The organism is Streptomyces sp. NPDC003327 (genome assembly GCF_053589515.1).
Genome location: NZ_JBSFSA010000013.1, coordinates 98,444 through 114,126 on the forward strand (window position 1 = coordinate 98,444; position 15,683 = coordinate 114,126).

General features: G+C 75.1%; 16 protein-coding genes. 7 read left to right on the forward strand and 9 right to left on the reverse strand.

Features of this window, described 5'->3' with window-relative positions; translation table 11 throughout:
• Positions 1 to 29: 29 nt before the first annotated feature.
• Positions 30 to 467, reverse strand: a complete 438-nt coding sequence (locus ACWDVG_RS14595) for an SPW repeat protein (RefSeq protein ID WP_451699493.1) — start codon at positions 465 to 467, stop codon at positions 30 to 32.
• A 232-nt stretch (positions 468 to 699) separates the two neighbouring features.
• Between ACWDVG_RS14595 and ACWDVG_RS14600 the strand changes: the two genes are divergently transcribed.
• Together ACWDVG_RS14600 and ACWDVG_RS14605 are read left to right on the forward strand one after the other, a co-directional pair.
• Positions 700 to 1,071, forward strand: coding sequence for a cupin domain-containing protein (locus tag ACWDVG_RS14600; protein ID WP_451699494.1), 372 nt, complete (start codon positions 700 to 702; stop codon positions 1,069 to 1,071).
• Between the two features lie 25 nt (positions 1,072 to 1,096).
• The gene (locus ACWDVG_RS14605; protein ID WP_451699495.1) at positions 1,097 to 1,507 is read left to right on the forward strand and encodes a nuclear transport factor 2 family protein; all 411 of its coding nucleotides are present in this window, start codon (positions 1,097 to 1,099) and stop codon (positions 1,505 to 1,507) included.
• A gap of 22 nt (positions 1,508 to 1,529) precedes the next feature.
• Here ACWDVG_RS14605 and ACWDVG_RS14610 read toward each other — a convergent pair whose 3' ends face one another.
• On the reverse strand, positions 1,530 to 1,895 hold the full coding sequence (locus ACWDVG_RS14610; protein WP_451699496.1) for a hypothetical protein: 366 nt from the start codon (positions 1,893 to 1,895) through the stop codon (positions 1,530 to 1,532).
• The gene (locus tag ACWDVG_RS14615) at positions 1,895 to 2,926 is read right to left on the reverse strand and encodes a LysR family transcriptional regulator (protein WP_451699498.1); all 1,032 of its coding nucleotides are present in this window, start codon (positions 2,924 to 2,926) and stop codon (positions 1,895 to 1,897) included. Before ACWDVG_RS14615 ends, ACWDVG_RS14610 begins: the two co-directional genes overlap by 1 nt.
• Positions 2,927 to 3,092: 166 nt before the next feature.
• On the opposite strand from ACWDVG_RS14615, the gene ACWDVG_RS14620 reads away from it, so the two are divergent.
• Positions 3,093 to 4,400 (forward strand): MFS transporter, encoded by a 1,308-nt coding sequence (locus tag ACWDVG_RS14620; RefSeq protein ID WP_451699499.1) that lies wholly within the window; start codon positions 3,093 to 3,095, stop codon positions 4,398 to 4,400.
• A 149-nt stretch (positions 4,401 to 4,549) separates the two neighbouring features.
• Positions 4,550 to 6,001, forward strand: coding sequence for a carboxylesterase/lipase family protein (locus ACWDVG_RS14625; RefSeq protein ID WP_451699500.1), 1,452 nt, complete (start codon positions 4,550 to 4,552; stop codon positions 5,999 to 6,001).
• Between the two features lie 22 nt (positions 6,002 to 6,023).
• Here ACWDVG_RS14625 and ACWDVG_RS14630 read toward each other — a convergent pair whose 3' ends face one another.
• The 3 genes from ACWDVG_RS14630 to ACWDVG_RS14640 all read right to left on the reverse strand — a co-directional run bounded on the left by ACWDVG_RS14630 (position 6,024) and on the right by ACWDVG_RS14640 (position 8,589).
• Positions 6,024 to 6,461 (reverse strand): OsmC family protein, encoded by a 438-nt coding sequence (locus ACWDVG_RS14630; RefSeq protein ID WP_451699501.1) that lies wholly within the window; start codon positions 6,459 to 6,461, stop codon positions 6,024 to 6,026.
• 101 nt (positions 6,462 to 6,562) lie between these two features.
• The gene (locus ACWDVG_RS14635) at positions 6,563 to 7,369 is read right to left on the reverse strand and encodes a type 1 glutamine amidotransferase (protein WP_451699502.1); all 807 of its coding nucleotides are present in this window, start codon (positions 7,367 to 7,369) and stop codon (positions 6,563 to 6,565) included.
• A 506-nt stretch (positions 7,370 to 7,875) separates the two neighbouring features.
• Positions 7,876 to 8,589, reverse strand: coding sequence for a class I SAM-dependent DNA methyltransferase (locus ACWDVG_RS14640; RefSeq protein WP_451699503.1), 714 nt, complete (start codon positions 8,587 to 8,589; stop codon positions 7,876 to 7,878).
• Between the two features lie 137 nt (positions 8,590 to 8,726).
• Here ACWDVG_RS14640 and ACWDVG_RS14645 point away from each other — a divergent pair, with 137 nt between their 5' ends.
• The 3 genes from ACWDVG_RS14645 to ACWDVG_RS14655 all read left to right on the forward strand — a co-directional run bounded on the left by ACWDVG_RS14645 (position 8,727) and on the right by ACWDVG_RS14655 (position 12,184).
• Positions 8,727 to 11,144, forward strand: coding sequence for a molybdopterin cofactor-binding domain-containing protein (locus ACWDVG_RS14645; RefSeq protein WP_451699504.1), 2,418 nt, complete (start codon positions 8,727 to 8,729; stop codon positions 11,142 to 11,144).
• A gap of 15 nt (positions 11,145 to 11,159) precedes the next feature.
• Positions 11,160 to 11,639, forward strand: a complete 480-nt coding sequence (locus ACWDVG_RS14650; protein WP_451699505.1) for a (2Fe-2S)-binding protein — start codon at positions 11,160 to 11,162, stop codon at positions 11,637 to 11,639.
• Positions 11,640 to 11,752: 113 nt separating this feature from the next.
• A complete protein-coding gene (locus tag ACWDVG_RS14655; protein ID WP_451699544.1) occupies positions 11,753 to 12,184 on the forward strand; it encodes a MarR family winged helix-turn-helix transcriptional regulator in 432 nt (143 codons plus the stop codon).
• Positions 12,185 to 12,223: 39 nt separating this feature from the next.
• Here ACWDVG_RS14655 and ACWDVG_RS14660 read toward each other — a convergent pair whose 3' ends face one another.
• The 3 genes from ACWDVG_RS14660 to ACWDVG_RS14670 form a co-directional block, all read right to left on the reverse strand.
• Positions 12,224 to 13,330 (reverse strand): NAD(P)/FAD-dependent oxidoreductase, encoded by a 1,107-nt coding sequence (locus ACWDVG_RS14660; RefSeq protein ID WP_451699507.1) that lies wholly within the window; start codon positions 13,328 to 13,330, stop codon positions 12,224 to 12,226.
• Positions 13,331 to 13,499: 169 nt separating this feature from the next.
• The gene (locus ACWDVG_RS14665; protein ID WP_451699508.1) at positions 13,500 to 14,348 is read right to left on the reverse strand and encodes a hypothetical protein; all 849 of its coding nucleotides are present in this window, start codon (positions 14,346 to 14,348) and stop codon (positions 13,500 to 13,502) included.
• Positions 14,348 to 15,625, reverse strand: a complete 1,278-nt coding sequence (locus ACWDVG_RS14670; protein WP_451699509.1) for a VWA domain-containing protein — start codon at positions 15,623 to 15,625, stop codon at positions 14,348 to 14,350. Before ACWDVG_RS14670 ends, ACWDVG_RS14665 begins: the two co-directional genes overlap by 1 nt.
• Positions 15,626 to 15,683: the final 58 nt, after the last annotated feature.

The following is a 15,683-nucleotide window of genomic DNA, read 5'->3' on the forward strand; positions in this document are numbered from 1 at the left end:
GCGTCGGGAGTCAGTCGGGAGTCAGAACGTCACGTCCTTCTCTTGCTCATGAGCAGGCCACCGGCCGTGAGGGCGAACAGGCAGACGCACGCGCCGGTGATGACGTTGCTGAGGATCGGGCCCGTGTCCGGGTTCCGCGAGACCACCCACGGGGCGACGATCAGCCACGCGCCGAGGAGCAGTACGACGAAGTTCAGGTCCTGGGACCTTTCCGGCGCCATCGACATGCACAGGCCGAGGACCGCGAGGGCGATGCCGACGACCAGGTTGGTGATGGCGAGTTCCGGACGGGCGGCGGCGAAGTGAACCGTCCACGCCGAGATCGCGGCCCAGATTCCGGCGAGGACCACGAGTTCCTCGACCGCCGCCACACCCCGGGTCTGGAGCATGCGGGCGTAGCGGTCCCGCATTTCCGTCGCGTCCGGGTGGCCCGCGATATCACCGTGACGGTGAGAGACGTCGGCCATGCGACTCGCCTCCTTCTGGCGTCCTGCTCGTCTGACCGCGTGAGCGGCATCGTGCCGCGTTTTCATTGTGCTCTTACATGTCCTTTATGTGTAGAGAATTCCGATAGGGAATTTCACAGATCTCCCCGAAGAGGGAGTGCGCGGAACCGCCAGAAGAGGACCCCCGGAGCACCCCGGCGTAGCCTGGAAGAGGACTCGGGGGCCCGCAACGCCCCACCGTCGGAGGCGGACGATGAGCGGCATCGTACGGAGAAGTTTCGACTCAGCGGACGAGACCCGCCCCTTCGAGGACGGCAAGGGCAGGCTCGACCTGCTCACCACGGAGAACGGCGCGGTGGGCCGCGCCACCTTCGAGCCGGGCTGGCAGTGGTCCAAGCACGTCAAGCCGATCGCCGGCACGGACAGCTGCCAGGCCTCGCACGTCGGCTATGTCGTCAGCGGCCGGATGAAGGTCGTCATGGACGACGGCGAGGAGAGCGAGTTCGGGGCCGGCGACTTCATGCAGGTCACCCCCGGGCACGACGCCTGGGTCCTCGGGGACGATCCCTGCGTGGCGCTCGACTGGGTCGGTTTCGGCGACTACGCCCGCAAGGAATCCGGCTGAAAGACGCGCCCGGCAGAATGCGCGCATGACGACGAACGACCCACAGCACCCCGATGTCGCCGAGGCCGTCGCCGCGGAACTGCGGCTCCTGACGCCCGCCGTGCGCTCCTCGCGCGCCCTCGCCGGCGCGCTCCTCGACCCCGAGTTCACCGAGGTCGGCGCCTCCGGGCGGCGCTGGACGTACGCGGAGATGCTCGCCGAACTCCCCGAGATGGACGGCAACGTCGAGGAGGGCCCGCGGTTCGTGGCCACCGCCGTCACCGGCACGCTCCTCGCCCCGGGCCTCGTCCACGTCACGTACGAGACGGACTTCGACGGCCGCAGGGCCCGCCGCAGTTCGCTCTGGCGCCGGGACCCGGCGGCGCCCGGCGACGGCCCGCTCCGCCTCTACTACCACCAGGGAACCCCCGTACCCCCGGCGGACGTTCAGCCGTAGGCGTCCGTACCCCGACGGGCGGTCAGCCGTAGGCGTCCGTCACGCAGTCGACGGCGCAGCGCCCCTGTTCGTACCGGCGGCGCAGCGCCGCCGCCGCGTGCCCCGGCGCGATCTCCTCGTGGCCGTACCGTTCCCGGACGAGCCTCTCCACCGCGGCCACCGTCACGATCGCGGGCTCGCCGTCCCCGGCGGCGCGCCGGGCCGACGCGATGACCTGGTCCGCCGCCCGGAGCAGATCACGCGCGTACGCGCGGTGCGCCGCCGACCGGGCCCGGGAGGCGGCGAACGGCCGCACGGCCCGCCCCTTCCAGACAACCCCGGCCACCATCAGGCCCGCGCCGACCAGCGCGACGGCCACCCCCACCGCGGCGTCGAGGGACCACCTCATCACCTGCCGCCCTCCCCCGCGTCCTCTCCCGCGTCCACCCGTCGGCCGAGCCGCGGCCGCGGCCCTTCCGGCCGGCCCGCGGCCGTCTCCCGGGGCAGCGTCCACGCGGGTGTCCAGACCCCGTCCGGCCCGGGAGCGCGGCTCTCTGCCGCGAGGTGCTCGCGAAGGGCGCGCAACGTGGGGTGCGGATTGTCGGCGTGCCACAACAGCGCATGCGGGTAGACGGGCGTCGGATCGACCACCGCGACGCGCCGCAGGTCGTGGTCGGCGGGCCAGACGAGACGGGTGGAGCCACCGACGAACGTGGCCAGCTCCGCCGAGTCGGCGACCGTGTCGAGCAGCGGTTCGACCCCGAAGTCGGGGCCCGTCGCCTCGATCGTGAGCCCGAACTCGGCCGCCAGATCGGCGTAGTACGCGGCCCACTCCGTCCCGCGCACGATCCCCGGCATCCAGATCCGCAGCCCGGCAAGCCGCCCGAGCGGCACGGACCGCGCGGCGGCCAGCGGGTGCGCCGGCCCCGTCAACAGCTGGAGCGGCTCGTCCAGGATCCGGACCGCCTCGATCTCCGGTGGCAGCGGGCGGTCCGGCATGGCGACCGCCCGGAAAGCGGCGTCGATCGCTCCCGACCGCAGGGCGGCGACCGCCGCGTCCACGTCGAACAGCGTCACGACGTCGAGTGCGGTCTCCGGGTGCGCGCGGTGGAAGTCCCGCAACAGCGCGGCGGGCGCCAGCCTCCGGCCGATGACGTCCACCCGCAACGCGCGGTGACCGGGCCGCACGGAAGCGAGGGCCCGCTCTTCCGCCGCGATCAGGGCGCGGGCGTGCGGCAGGAAGGCCTGACCGTCGATGGTGACCTCCGCCCCGCGCGGGGTGCGGGTCAACAGCCGGACGCCGAGCTCCTTCTCGAGCGCGGCGATGCGCTTGGACACGGCCTGCTGGGTGACCGCAAGATCATCGGCGGCCTGCCGGAACCGGCCGACGTCCACGACGGCGACGAACGTGCGCACGGCATCGAGATCCACGGGCGGCATCCTAGGAGGCTCGGGCCGTCGAGGAAAGGCCGCCTCGCGGGCCGTGGACAACCCGTGGTTGTCCGTCCACGGGTGGAGGTTGTTTGATCCGGGGCGCCCGGGGTCGCTTACATGTCCGTGGTCATCGAGCGGTTGTCGCCGGGGACGGACGGAAGGCGGGACGAGGATGCGCGGCCGGGCCCTCGGGCGGGACTTCGGACGGCTCTGGGCCGCGTACGGAGTGAGCGGCCTCGGCACCCGCCTCGCCTTCGACGCCTTCCCGCTGCTCGCCCTCACCACCCTGCACGCGGGCGCGGCGGAGGTCGCGGCGCTCGCCGCGGCGGGACCCGCTGCGGGCGCCGTCCTCGCCGTACCGCTCGGACCGCTTGTCGACCGCCACGACGAGCGCCGCGTGATGATCGCCGCCGACCTCCTGCGCTGCGCCGCGCTGCTCGGCGTCCCCCTCGCGTACGCCCTCGGCCTCCTCGGCCTCCTCCAGCTCCTGGTGGTGTCCGCCCTCGTCGCCGCGGCCGACATCGCCTTCGCCGCCGCCGCGGGAGCCTGCCTCAAAAAGCTCGTCCCCCGTGAGGACCTGGTCCGCGCCACCGCGCGCCTGGAGTCCACGGCGTGGACCACGACCGTGCTCGGCCCGCCCCTGGGCGGCGCCCTCACCGGCCTCCTCGGCCCGGTGACGACCGTCCTGGCCGACGCCGTGAGCTACGCGCTCTCGGCGCTCGGCCTCCGCACGGTGGGCGGGACTGGTGCGAGGCGTGCGGGAGTCGTGCGGCACCGGGGCCAGTGGAGGGGGAGGGCCGGGTCGGGAAAGGCCGTGCCTCCGGTGCGCGCGCGGCCGGAGCGGGGCCGCGTCCTTGACGGGTGGCGGGACATCACCGGCCACCCGGAGCTGCGCCCGCTCTTCCTCCACACGGTCCTGGTCAACGCCCTCGTCCTGGCGTCCGCGCCGCCGCTCGCCGTGCTCATGCTCGGCCCCCTCGGCTTCCCGCCCTGGCAGTACGGCCTCGCCTTCGCGGTCCCGTGCCTCGGCGGGCTCCTCGGCTCCCGGCTGGCCCCGCGGCTCGTGGCCCGCTTCGGCGGCCGGCGGGTCATGGCCGTCTCGGGGGCCCTCCGGGTCTGCTGGCCACTCGGTCTCGCCCTCGTCGGCCCGGGCGCCACCGGTCTCCTCCTCGTCATGGTGCTGGAGCTGGCCCTGATCACCTGCACCGGCGTGTTCAACCCGGTGTTCGCCGCCCACCGTTTGGAGCGGCTGCCGGCCGACCGGGTCGCCCGCGCCCTGACCGCCTGGTCCGTCGCCGGGAAGACGTGCGTCGCGGGCGTGATCGCCCTCTGGGGGCTGCTCGCGGACGCCGTCGGCCCGCGGCCCGCCATCGCCGCGGCCGGCGTCCTGCTCCTGGGGACGCCCCTCCTGCTCCTGGGGGGCGGGACCGGGGCCGGAGGAGGACGCGACCAAGGCCTGAGGCGGACAGAGGAAACCTGAGGAGGGTAGTTGACACGTGTCATCACGGGTGCGACGCTCCAGTCCGCCCCGCCCCGCCCCGCCCCGCCCCGCCCCGCCCCGCCCCGCCCCGCCTGACCGCGCCCGCCCCGGCCGCAGCCGACGCCCCCGCGCAGAAGGAGCAGCACCGCATGGTCAGCAGCACCCCCACCGTCACCACCACCCACGGGCCCGTCCGCGGCCTGCGCCGCGCCGACGGCTGCCTCCGCTTCCTCGGCGTCCCCTACGCGCGGCCGCCCGTCGGCGACCTGCGGTTCGCCGCCCCCGTCCCGCCCGAGCCCTGGACCGAGCCCCTCGACGCCACCGCCTACGGCCCGACCGCCCAGCGCCGGTCCTTCGCCGAGGTCACCCTCGTCCCCGAGCCCTCGATCCCGGGCGCCGGGATCCTCAACCTCAACGTCTTCACCCCCGACACCGCCCCCGCCACCGCACTGCCGGTCCTCGTCTGGATCCACGGCGGCGGATACGTCGCGGGCTCGGCCGCCAGCCCCTGGTACGACGGCGCCGCCTTCGCCCGCGACGGCGTCGTCCTCGTCTCCCTCGGCTACCGCCTCGGCATCGAGGGCTTCCTGCACCTGGAGGACGCGCCCGACAACCGCGGCGTACGGGACTGGATCGCCGCCCTCGCCTGGGTCCGCGACAACATCGCCCGCTTCGGCGGCGACCCGGCCAAGGTCACGATCGCGGGACAGTCCGCGGGGGGCGGCGCCGTCCAGACCCTCCTCGCCGTCCCGTCCGCACGCGGACTCTTCCGGGGCGCCATCTCCGTCTCCGGGGCCCTTCCGCACTCCGACGGACCCGAGGCCGCCCGCGCCACCGCCCGTCTCCTCACCGAGCGGACCGGCGTCCCGGCCACCGCCGCCGCCCTGCGCGACCTCCCCGACGACGAGCTGCTCGCCCTCCAGGACCGGCTCGCCGCACCGGGGCCCGGCAGCGAGGGGTCGGCGCCGACCCTGGTCCTCGCGCCCTTCGCGGACGGCGACCTCGTCCCCGTACCCGTCCGCGACGCGCTCACCCAGGGCGGCGCGGGCGACGACGTGCCGCTGCTGCTCGGCTTCACGGAGCACGAGTTCACCCTGCTCCCGGCGCCCGAACCGCAGGCGCCGCCACTGGCCGCGCTCCTCACCGGCCTGGGCCTCGACCCGGCCAGGGCCGGCGCGTTCCCGGAGGCGTACGCGGACCTCGGCGAGGACCGGCTCTTCGGCCAGGCGCTGACCGACGCGACCTTCCGCGCCCCGAACCTCGCCCTGGCCGACGCCCGCGCCGCGCGGCAGCGGCCCACCTGGCTCTACGAGTTCCGCTGGCGCTCCCCGGGCCCCGGGCTGGCCTTCCACTGCCTGGACCTGCCCTTCGCCTTCGACCTCCTCGACGCCGAGGGCGTACGGGAGGCCGCTGGCCCCCACCCGCCGCCCGCGCTCGCCGAAGCCCTCCACCGCTCCTGGGTGGCCTTCGTGACGCACCAGGACCCCGGCGGCGACTGGCCGCGGTACACGACCGAGGCCCGGGCCACCCGGATCTGGGACGCGGAACCCCGCGTCGAGCACGACGCGACGGCCCGGGTCCGCGCCCTCTGGCTCGACTGAGCGCCCACCCGGAGCGCTGCGGTCAGCCCTCGAAACCGACCGAACCGTCCGGCAGGACCGCCTCCACCCGCGCGCCGTGCTCCACCGTGCGGCTCACCGTGCAGAACTTCTCGTGCGTCAGCCGCACCCCACGGGCGAACACCTCGGCGGCGCGCGGGTTGCTGTCCGGCAGCTCGAACTCGTAGCTGACCCGGATCCTGCCCACCCGGCCGTCGTCCTCCGGACCGGAGACGGACTCCACCACGATCCGCAGGTCGTCGTGGTCCACGGCGCGCGCGGTCCGGTCGATGACCAGCCCGCCGCAGCCGCCCATCGCCGCGAGCAGCAGCTCCACCGGCGTGAACGACGGCTGCGCGTCCGCGTCGTCCGCGGCGGCCATCCGGACCTCCGCGCCCCGGTCGTTGCGGGCGGTCCAGGTGCGGTACCCGGTGCGGACGGTCTCGATCCGGTAGTCGGCCATGGGGTGGTGCTCCTTCGCTGTCGGTTCGCTGTCGTACGGTACGGTCGCGCCGCCCACGCAACCCCACCGCCCCCGCCGGGCCAAGCGGACGCGCCCGGGTGTCACGCCGTTCGCGCTCCGGCGCGGCGGTCGGAGCGCGCGCTGGCGTGGGCGCGGGCGCGCACGACCGTGCCCCACGCCTCGGCGACCGCGCCCCACACCTCCCGCAGCGCCGGTTCCACCGCCCGTACCGACGCCACGGCGGCCGCCGGATCGAGGCGCGCCGCCCGCACGTGCGCGGCGTCCGCCGCCGCCCAGACCGAGAGTGCGCGGGCGTCCACCTCCGGGTGGAACTGGAGCGCCCACGCCGCCGGTCCGATCCGGAAGGCCTGGTGCGGGCAGTCGTCACCGGCCAGCAGGGGCACCGCGCCCGCCGGCAGCCGGACCATCTCGTCCCAGTGCCACTGCGCCGCCGGGGCACCCTCGGGCACCCCGCCGAGCACCGGATCGTCGTCGGCCGCCGCGAGTCTCCGCAGGGGTACGGCGCCGAGCTCGGGCCCGCGGGGCCTCGGCAGCACCGCGCCGCCGAGGCTCTGGGCCATGATCTGGCCGCCCAGGCAGATGCCCAGCAGCGGCACCTCACCGGCCACGGCCTCGCGCACCAGCGCCCGGACCCGCGGCAGCCACGGCGCGGCCACGTCGTCCTGACAATGGGCGGACCCGCCGAGGACGAGGAACCCGGCATGGGCCCGCAGGTCCTCGGGCAGCGGCTCGCCCCGCCAGGCCCGGCGCAGGTCGAGCCGGAGCCCGGCCCGCTCCAGGCGCTCCCCGACGAGCCCGGGGCCCGCGCCCTCCTCGTGCTGCACCACGACCACGGCCGGCGCCGCCGCCCCCGGATCCCGCACCGTCCGCCCGTCCGTCGTCGTCACCGTCACCCGCCCCCTCCGCTTCGCGCGCCCCCCGGCGTCCCGGGCGTCACGGTCCCGAGCATCTCCGAAGACCCAGCCGCACGGAACCCCCGCACGGACCCCCCCACGGAACCCCCGCACGGACCCCCCCCCACGGAACCCCCGCACGGAACCCCGGTGCGCATGCGGCGGGTCTGAGTAGGGCGCGCGCCGATCTGAGTACGTCGACCGATACGGCGGCCGGGCCGCACCCGGTGGACTGGATCCATGAACGCCGACTTCCCGCGCCCCCGGCCCCTCCGGAACGTCACGGCCACCGGCACGGCCCTCGCCGTCGCCCTCGGCCCGCTGGTCGTCGGCGCGCTGCTCGCCCGGTCCGTGGGCGGGGACCCGATGGTCTCCGTCAACGCCCTGATCGCGGGCGGCGGCCAGCGCGCCAGGATCTCCCGCGCGCAGCTGCGCGGCTGCGGCGGCCGGGCCGTCACCCGGGCCCGCCGCGCCACCGCGAACGGACGCGTGCGGGCCGTTCAGTCGACCGGCCTGCGGGCCATCAGGAAGCCCTGGGGCGTCGCCTCCTCCGGCCCCGCCGCCCGCACGAGGCGGGCCGACTCGACGAGCCCGGCCGCCGTCAGGTACCCGGCGACGCGGTCGGGGGACCGGCGGTAGACGTCCAGGTCCACCTCGTGCCCGTACGCCCGCTCCAGCCGCACCCGCTCGTCGCCCACCTTGAAGGCGACGAGCACCACCCCGCCCGGCGCGAGCGCCCGGTGGAACTCGACGCAGGCGGCGGCGAGTTCCGGCTCCCCCATGTGGACGGTCGAGTACCAGGACAAGGCGCCTCCGAGGGAGCCGTCCGGCAGGTCGAGCGCGGTCATGGAGCCGACCTCGAACCGCAGCCCCGGGTGGCTCCGCCGGGCCACCGCCACCATCCCCGGGGACAGGTCCACCCCGAAGACCTCGGCCCCGAGTCCCCGGAGGTGCGCGGCGACCCGTCCCGTACCGCAGCCGAGGTCCCCGACGAGCCGGGGGCCACCCGCCGCGTTCACCTGCTCCACGAACGCGCCGAGCACCGCACGGTCCAGCGGTACGTCCGCCAACTGGTCGGCGAGCAGCCGCTCGTAGGCGTCGGCGACGGTGTCGTACGAGCGCCGCGTGGCCGCCCGCCGCGCCTCGGCGGCCCCGGTGCCGTGCGGCCCGGTCACGTCCGGACCGTCCTCGGTCGCGTGGGTGTCGGTCGTCATGCCCGCACTCTACGGGCGCCCCGGGGCGCCCGACTGGCGTGAACCCTCCCTCGCACGCCCCCCGATGAGCGATGATCGGCGCGCACCCGAGGCGGCCCGGTGCCACCGGGCCGGGTGCACGGCGAAAGGCGGGGCGCATGGCGAGGCGGCATTCCGGGGGGTCCTCCGAGGACGGAACGGCGGGCGGCCGCCCCCAGGGCAGCCCCCAACGCAGCCCCCACGACGGGGACGGCTCCGGCTCCGGTGCCCGGCCCGGCCTCGGGCGGCGGCGGTTCCTCGGCTACGTGCTCGCCGCGCCCACCCTCACGGTCGCCGCACAGCTCGGCGTCGAGGCGCTCGCCCCGCGCCGCGCCGAGGCCGCCGTCGCGGGACTCGTCCCCTCCCTGCCCGGCCCGGCCGAACTCCTCGACCTGAACGAACTGCTGACGCTCGCGGCCCTGCCCACGAGCAACCTGATCACCCTCCGTGTCGACGGCGACGGCACGGCCCACTTCGCCCTGCCGCGCGCCGAGGTCGGCCAGGGCGTCACCACCTCAAGCGCCATGATCATCGCGGAGGAGCTCGACCTGCCCCCGGAGAAGGTGCGGGTCACCCTCGCCGACGCCCGGCCCGAGCTGCTCTTCAACCAGCTGACCGGCGGCTCCAACACCACCTGCTCCACCTACACGCCCCTCCGGGTCGCCGCCGCGATCGCCCGCGGCAGGCTCCTGAAGGCCGCGTCCCTCGTCCTCGGGGAGAGCGTCACCACCCTCACGACGAAGGCCGGCGCGGTGCTCTCCCCGGCCGGGGCGCTGCTCGGCTACGGCGAACTCGCCGAGCGGGCCGCCGCCCTCACCGACACGGCGGTCGAGGTCACGCTCAAGGACCCCGGCCGCTTCCGGGTCATCGGCACCGGCCGGCGCCGCCTCGACGCGCTCGACGCCGTCACCGGGCGCAAGAAGTTCGCCATGGACCTCCAGGTCACGGACGCGCTGCCCACCATGGTCTGCCGGCCGCCCACCATCAACGGCACGGTCCGCTCGGTCGCCAACCTCGACGCGGTACGGGCCATGCCCGGCGTCACCGACGTCGTCACCGTCTCCACGGGCGTCGCCGTCCGCGCCCGCACCTTCGGCCAGTGCATCGACGCCGTCCGCGCCCTCCGGGTCTCCTGGGGCCCCGGCACCGCCGAGGGCGCCTCAGACGCCACCGTCCTGGAGAAGCTCCGCCGGGCCGAACTCCCGCTCGTCGTCCCGCCGCTGCCGCTCCTCACCAAGGCCGTGGACGCCCGCTTCACCTTCCACTTCGCGAGCAACGCCGCCCTGGAGACGAACTGCGCGATCGCCGACGTACGGGAGGACTCCGCGGAGATCTGGGCCTCGCTCAAGGCCCCGCTCGTCCTCCAGGAGAAGCTCGCCCTCACCCTGGGGCTGCCCGTCTCCGCCGTCCGGGTCCACGTCACCGAGGGCGGCGGCTCCTTCGGCCGGAAGCTGTTCGCCGACGCCGCCCACGAGGCCGCCGAGATCTCCCGGGCCCTCGGCAAGCCCGTGAAGCTGATGTGGCACCGCACGGACGACTTCCGCCAGGGCCGTACGCACCCGATGTCCCTCTCCCGGGTCCGGGCCACGTACGCGCTCGGCGAGGTCCTCACGTACGAACAGCGGCACACCTCGATCGCCACCGACTTCGGCCACGGCGTCGGCGAGGTCCTCACGGCGGAGGCGGCCCGGCTGCCCGTCGCCGACCTCACCTTCTCCGAGACGATGTTCCAGCTCACCCAGATCAGCCCCTACCACCTCGGCGTCACCACCCAGCTGCTCGCCGAGACCGACAAGGGCTTCAACACCGGCTCCATGCGCAACATCTACTCGCCCAACGTGCGGTGCGCCCAGGAGCTGGTGATGGACGAGCTGGCCCGCCGCACGGGCCAGGACGGGTACGCGATGCGCCGCCGGCTCGTGAAGGACCCCCGGGCCCGCGCCGTCCTCGACAAGGTCGCCGAGGTGGGGGAGTGGGGCCGCACCATGGCCCCCGGCACGGGCCAGGGCATCGCCGTTCACACCGAGTACCACTCGGCCGTCGCCGTCCTCGCCGAGATCGACTGCCGCCCGGAGACGACCGGGCGCACGATCCGCGCCGCGTACACGGGGCCGCGCGTGACCAAGGTGGTCTGCGCCGTCGACGTCGGACTCGCCGTCAACCCGCGCGGCCTGGAGGCCCAGATGATGGGCGGGATCGCCGACGGCATCGCGATCACCCTCACCTCCGGCCTGCACCTGCGCGACGGGTGCTTCCTGGAGGGCAGCTGGGACCAGTACTTCTACACCCGGCAGTGGAACACCCCGCCCGAGCTGGAGATCATCGTCATGCCGCCGACCGGCGACGCACCGGGCGGCGCGGGGGAGCTGGCGGTCGCCGGGGCCATGGCCGCCGTCGCCTGCGCCTACGGGCGGGCCACCGGCACCATGCCGACCGTCTTCCCGGTCAACCACCACGAGCCGCTCGCCTTCACCCCCCTGCCCACCGTCCCGCCCGTCCCCGCCTCGCCGACCGACGGCCGCGACCGCGCCCTGTAGAGACCTGGAGCCACCGTGCCGCAGCACACCTTCATCCTGAACGGCAAGGCCGTCACCGCCGACGTCGAGGGCGACGTCCGGCTCCTCTGGGTCCTCCGGGACGTCCTCGGGGTCACGGGCCCCAAGTACGGCTGCGGGGTCGGCGTCTGCCAGGCCTGCACGAGCCACCTCAACGGCCGGGCCTTCAACCCCTGCGCCGTCCCCGTCGAGGACCTGGGGCCGACGGACGAGGTCACCACCATCGAGGGCCTGCCGGACACCGTCGGCGAGGACCTCCACCCCATGCAGGAGGCATGGCTCGACCTCGACGTCGCCCAGTGCGGGTTCTGCCAGCCGGGGCAGATCATGGCGGCCGTGGCCGCCGTCCGCCGCGCCCGGGAGGCGGGCCGCGAGATCGGGGAGGCGGACCTCGACGAGATCCGCAACATCTGCCGGTGCGGCACCTACCACCGCATCCGGCAGGCCGTCCTGGAGGGCGCCCGTCGGATGCCCTGACCACACCCCCGGCCGTTGCCCCGGTCGTCGCCTCGACCGGAATTCCGTACCTCGGCCGATAGTTCGTGGCGCGAATGTATTGTGGTGCCATGGCGAAGGACGAGGGCGGGAAAATGGGCGTGGTCACCGCGTTGGTGCGGTCCACCTTTCTCGTGAACGCGGTGTACGCGGACGCCGGACGCGTGTACGGGCTGACCCCGCAGCAGGGGCAGCTCCTGTGCGTGCTGATGCCGGGTCCGACGGGGATGGGCGAGCTCGGTGCGAAGCTCGGCCTCGCCAAGTCGAGCCTGACGGGGCTCGTCGACCGGACCTCGCGGCTCGGCCTCGTCCGCCGCGAGCCCGACCCGGTCGACCGGCGGGCGGTGCGGGTCGCCCTCACCGAGGAGGGCGCCCGGACCGCCGAGGCCTTCTACACGGAGACCTGCCGGCGGATCGACGAGCTGCCCGCGGGCCTGAACGCCGCCGAGCGGGAGGCCCTGGCGGAGCTGCTGGGCCGGGTCGTGTCGGACAACGAGGTCCCGGTCGTCTTCGTCGACCCGGCCTGACCGACGACACCCGGCCTGACCGACTCCACCCACCACTCGCTACGCCCCCGCGGGGACCCCGGTGCCGAACAGGTCGACGAACCGGCCCGTGAACAGGTCGTTGCCCTTGTACTGCGCGACCGTCTCGGCCTCCAGGACCAGCGGGCCCTCCGGCGACGGGAGCTGTCCCACGCCGCCCAGCGGGCCGAGCGGCAGCAGCACCGAGGGGATCGGCGAGGGCCGGTAGACCGCGGTCGGCTCCTCGCCGCGCAGCGCGGCGAGGACGTTCGCGGCCACCACCTCCGCGTGCCGCATCGCGTACCCGGCCATCTTCGCCTCGGCGAGGGCGGTGATGTCGCCGACCGCCCACACCCGCTCCTGGCCCTCCACGCGGAGGAGTTCGTCGACCCGCACCTGCCCGTGGGGCGTCAGCGCGGCGGCGAGGCCGGTGCCGAGGAAGCCGCCGTCGACGCGGACGCCGTGCGCGCGGAACCAGATGTCGGCCTCGACCGAGCCGCCGTCCGATGTGGCCACGGTGAAGGCCCCGGCGCGGCCGGGCCCGGTCGGCGGCTCCTCGGCGAGCGTGGTGCCGAGGCGGACCTCCACGCCCAGGGCGTCGAGCTGGCGGACGAGGTCCGCGCGCAGCCCCGCGTCGAATCCGGGCATCAGCTCGGTCGCCGGATCGACCACTGTGATCCGCTTCCGCGGCCACACGGCCCTGATCTCTCCGGCGAGTTCGAGGCCGACCGGCCCCGCGCCCGTGATCAGGACCCGCTCCGCCGCGGCCAGTTCGTCGTGGGTGGCCCGCAGCAGGCCGAGCGCCTCCGCCGCGGAGTCGGTGTCGAACTTCGCGGGGTACGGGTAGGCCGAGCCGGTGGCGAGGACGATGTGCCCGGCCTCGACGCGGTCGCCCGACGCCAGGGTGACCCCGCGGGCGTCGACGGAGGCGGCCCGCTCGCGCACGACCCGGCCCCGGGTCAGGAGCCGGCCGTACGGGAAGAAGATGTTCTCCGCCCAGTCGGGCCGCACGAGCGCCCGGAGCGATCCCGCCGCGTGCACGAAGGCGTCCTTCGGCTCGACGAGGACGACGTCGGCCTCCGCGTCGAGCGCCTTGGCGACGGAGGCCCCGCCGTAACCTCCGCCGATGACCGCGACCACTGTGTTCATGGCTGTTCCCCCTCGAATGGGCAGCACGTCTAGTTCGTGCTACGAACCATAGTAGTTCGTTCTGCGAACTGTAAAGCCGTCCGGCAGGTTTCCTCGGCGGGAAGGGGCGGCGCACACGACGAAGGCCCCCACCGCTCGGGAGCGGTGAGGGCCTTCTGTCCGGACGGGGTCAGGCGCCGGGCGGCACCCGCGAGGGCCGTCCCGCGCCACGGGTCAGCATGTAGCCGCCGATGCCCGCGAGGGCGCCGAGCACACCGCCCGCCACGGTCCACACCCAGCGGTCGGACCACCAGCCGGAGGACCAGCCGTCCTCCGGCGCCGCCGCCTCCACGGCGGACCGGCGGCCCGCGTCGGCGTCGGCCTCCGCCTCGTCGGCGGTGGTCGCCCCCGGTACCAGCGGCGCCGCGAGCGCCCCGTCGGTGGCGTACGCGCCGCCCTCGTCGTGGACGTCGACGCCGACCCGCGCCGAGAACGGCTGGCCGAGGTCCTCGTCCGGCAGCCCCGTCACCGTGAGGCGGACGTAGTAGCTGCCCGGCAGCGGGTCGTTCGACCAGGCGTCCGCCCCGGCGCGCACCGGCCGCAGCGCACAGGCCAGTTCGACCCCGGTCGCCTCCTTGCCCGCCGTCCGCGCCTGCATGCCGTACATGCACGGCTGGCGCCGCCGCAGCCCGTCGTACACGTCGATCCGCCAGGTCGCGGCCCCGTGCCGCAGGGCCGTGTCGGGCAGCGTCACCGAGGCGCGCACCGTCGGCCGGTGTCCGGTGTCGGCGGGGAACACCCAGTACAGGTAGTCGCCCGCGGCGGCCTGCGCCGTGGCCTGCTGCCCCGGGCGGAAGGCGGCGGCGGTACGGAAGGTGGTGCCGGCCTCCGTCGGGCCCGCCTCCTCCGCCGTCCCGCCGGCGGTCCGCGGGTCCGTCGAGGCGGAGGGGGAGTCGGCGAGCGCGGCCGGGGTGACCGGGCCGAACAGCGCGGTGCCCGCGAGCGCGGCCGCCGCCGTGAGCATCCGTACGGTACGCATCAGTGGGTCCTCCAGACGGCGACGCGCCAGCGGGACAGCCAGCCCCAGATCAGGCCGGCCAGGAAGCCGGCGAGCACCAGCGTGCCGAGGAGCCACCAGCCGCGGCCGAGCCCGAAGGAGGCGGCGTCGGATGCGGAGGCCGGGCCGTCGACGACGTCCACGGACAGCTCGATCGGCATGCCCGGCGTCGTCTTCACGGTCGGGGGAGCCGAGAAGGAGTTGCTGACCTGGAGGCACACGGTCTCGGCGGCCGGCTTGGCGTCACCGGGTCCGTCGTCGTCCCGCTCGGGCACCGGATACCGCAGACCGGTCGAGATGACGTCCGTCCGGCCGTCACCGGCCTCCGCACCCCGCACGACCTCCCGGCCGCTGGGCCGCACGGCCCGCAGCAGGACGCCGTAGTCGTTGTGCACGGCGCGGTCGGCCGCGACGCTCACCGAGGCGCGCAGCTCCTGGCCGGGCATCAGCTCCACCCGGTACCAGCGGTGCTGGCCGAAGGACTCGCGGTCGGTGTAGAGACCCGGCTCCAGGACGGGAGCCCCGGCGCACCGCCCGGCGCCCCGGGTCGCGACCGGGGTGACCACCGGATCGGCGGCCCGGTCGACCAACTGCCGTACGCGGCGGGAGAGGTCCTCGGTGCGGTGGACCGAGGTGTACGTGCCGCCCGTCGCCTCGGCGATGCAGGTGAGCTGCTGCCGGGTCTTCGCGTCCGGCACGAGCCCCAGGGTGTCGATGACGAGGTGGATGCCCTTCGCCGCGATCTCGCGGGCCACCTGGCACGGGTCGAGCGGGGCGCAGGTGTCCTCGCCGTCCGTGATGAGCACGATCCTGCGGGTGGCGTCGCCGCCCTCCAGGTCCTTGGCGGCGCCGAGCAGCGCCGGGCCGATCGGCGTCCAGCCGGTCGGCGCCAGCGTGGCCACCGCCGTCTTGGCCTCGGTCCGGTCGAGCGGTCCGACCGGGTAGAGCTGCCGGGTGTCCTCGCAGCCGCGCTTGCGGTCCGGGCCCGGGTAGTCGGCGCCCAGCGTCCGGATGCCGAGCCGGACCTCCTCGGGCACCGCGTCGAGGACCTCGTTGAAGGCCTGCTTGGCGGCGGCCATCCGGGACTGGCCGTCGATGTCCTTGGCCCGCATGGAGCCGCTGACGTCGAGGACCAGTTCGACCTTGGGGGATTCCTTCGCCACCGGCTCGTCGGCGGCCGCGCCCGTCGGCAGGAGCGCGGCGCCCAGGGCGGCGAGCAGCGCGCAGGCCCCGGTCGCCAGCCGTTTTCTCGTGATCATCGCCGGATCGTATTGATGATCGTCCGACAATCCAAAACGGCGGTGAGACGGGGAGCCC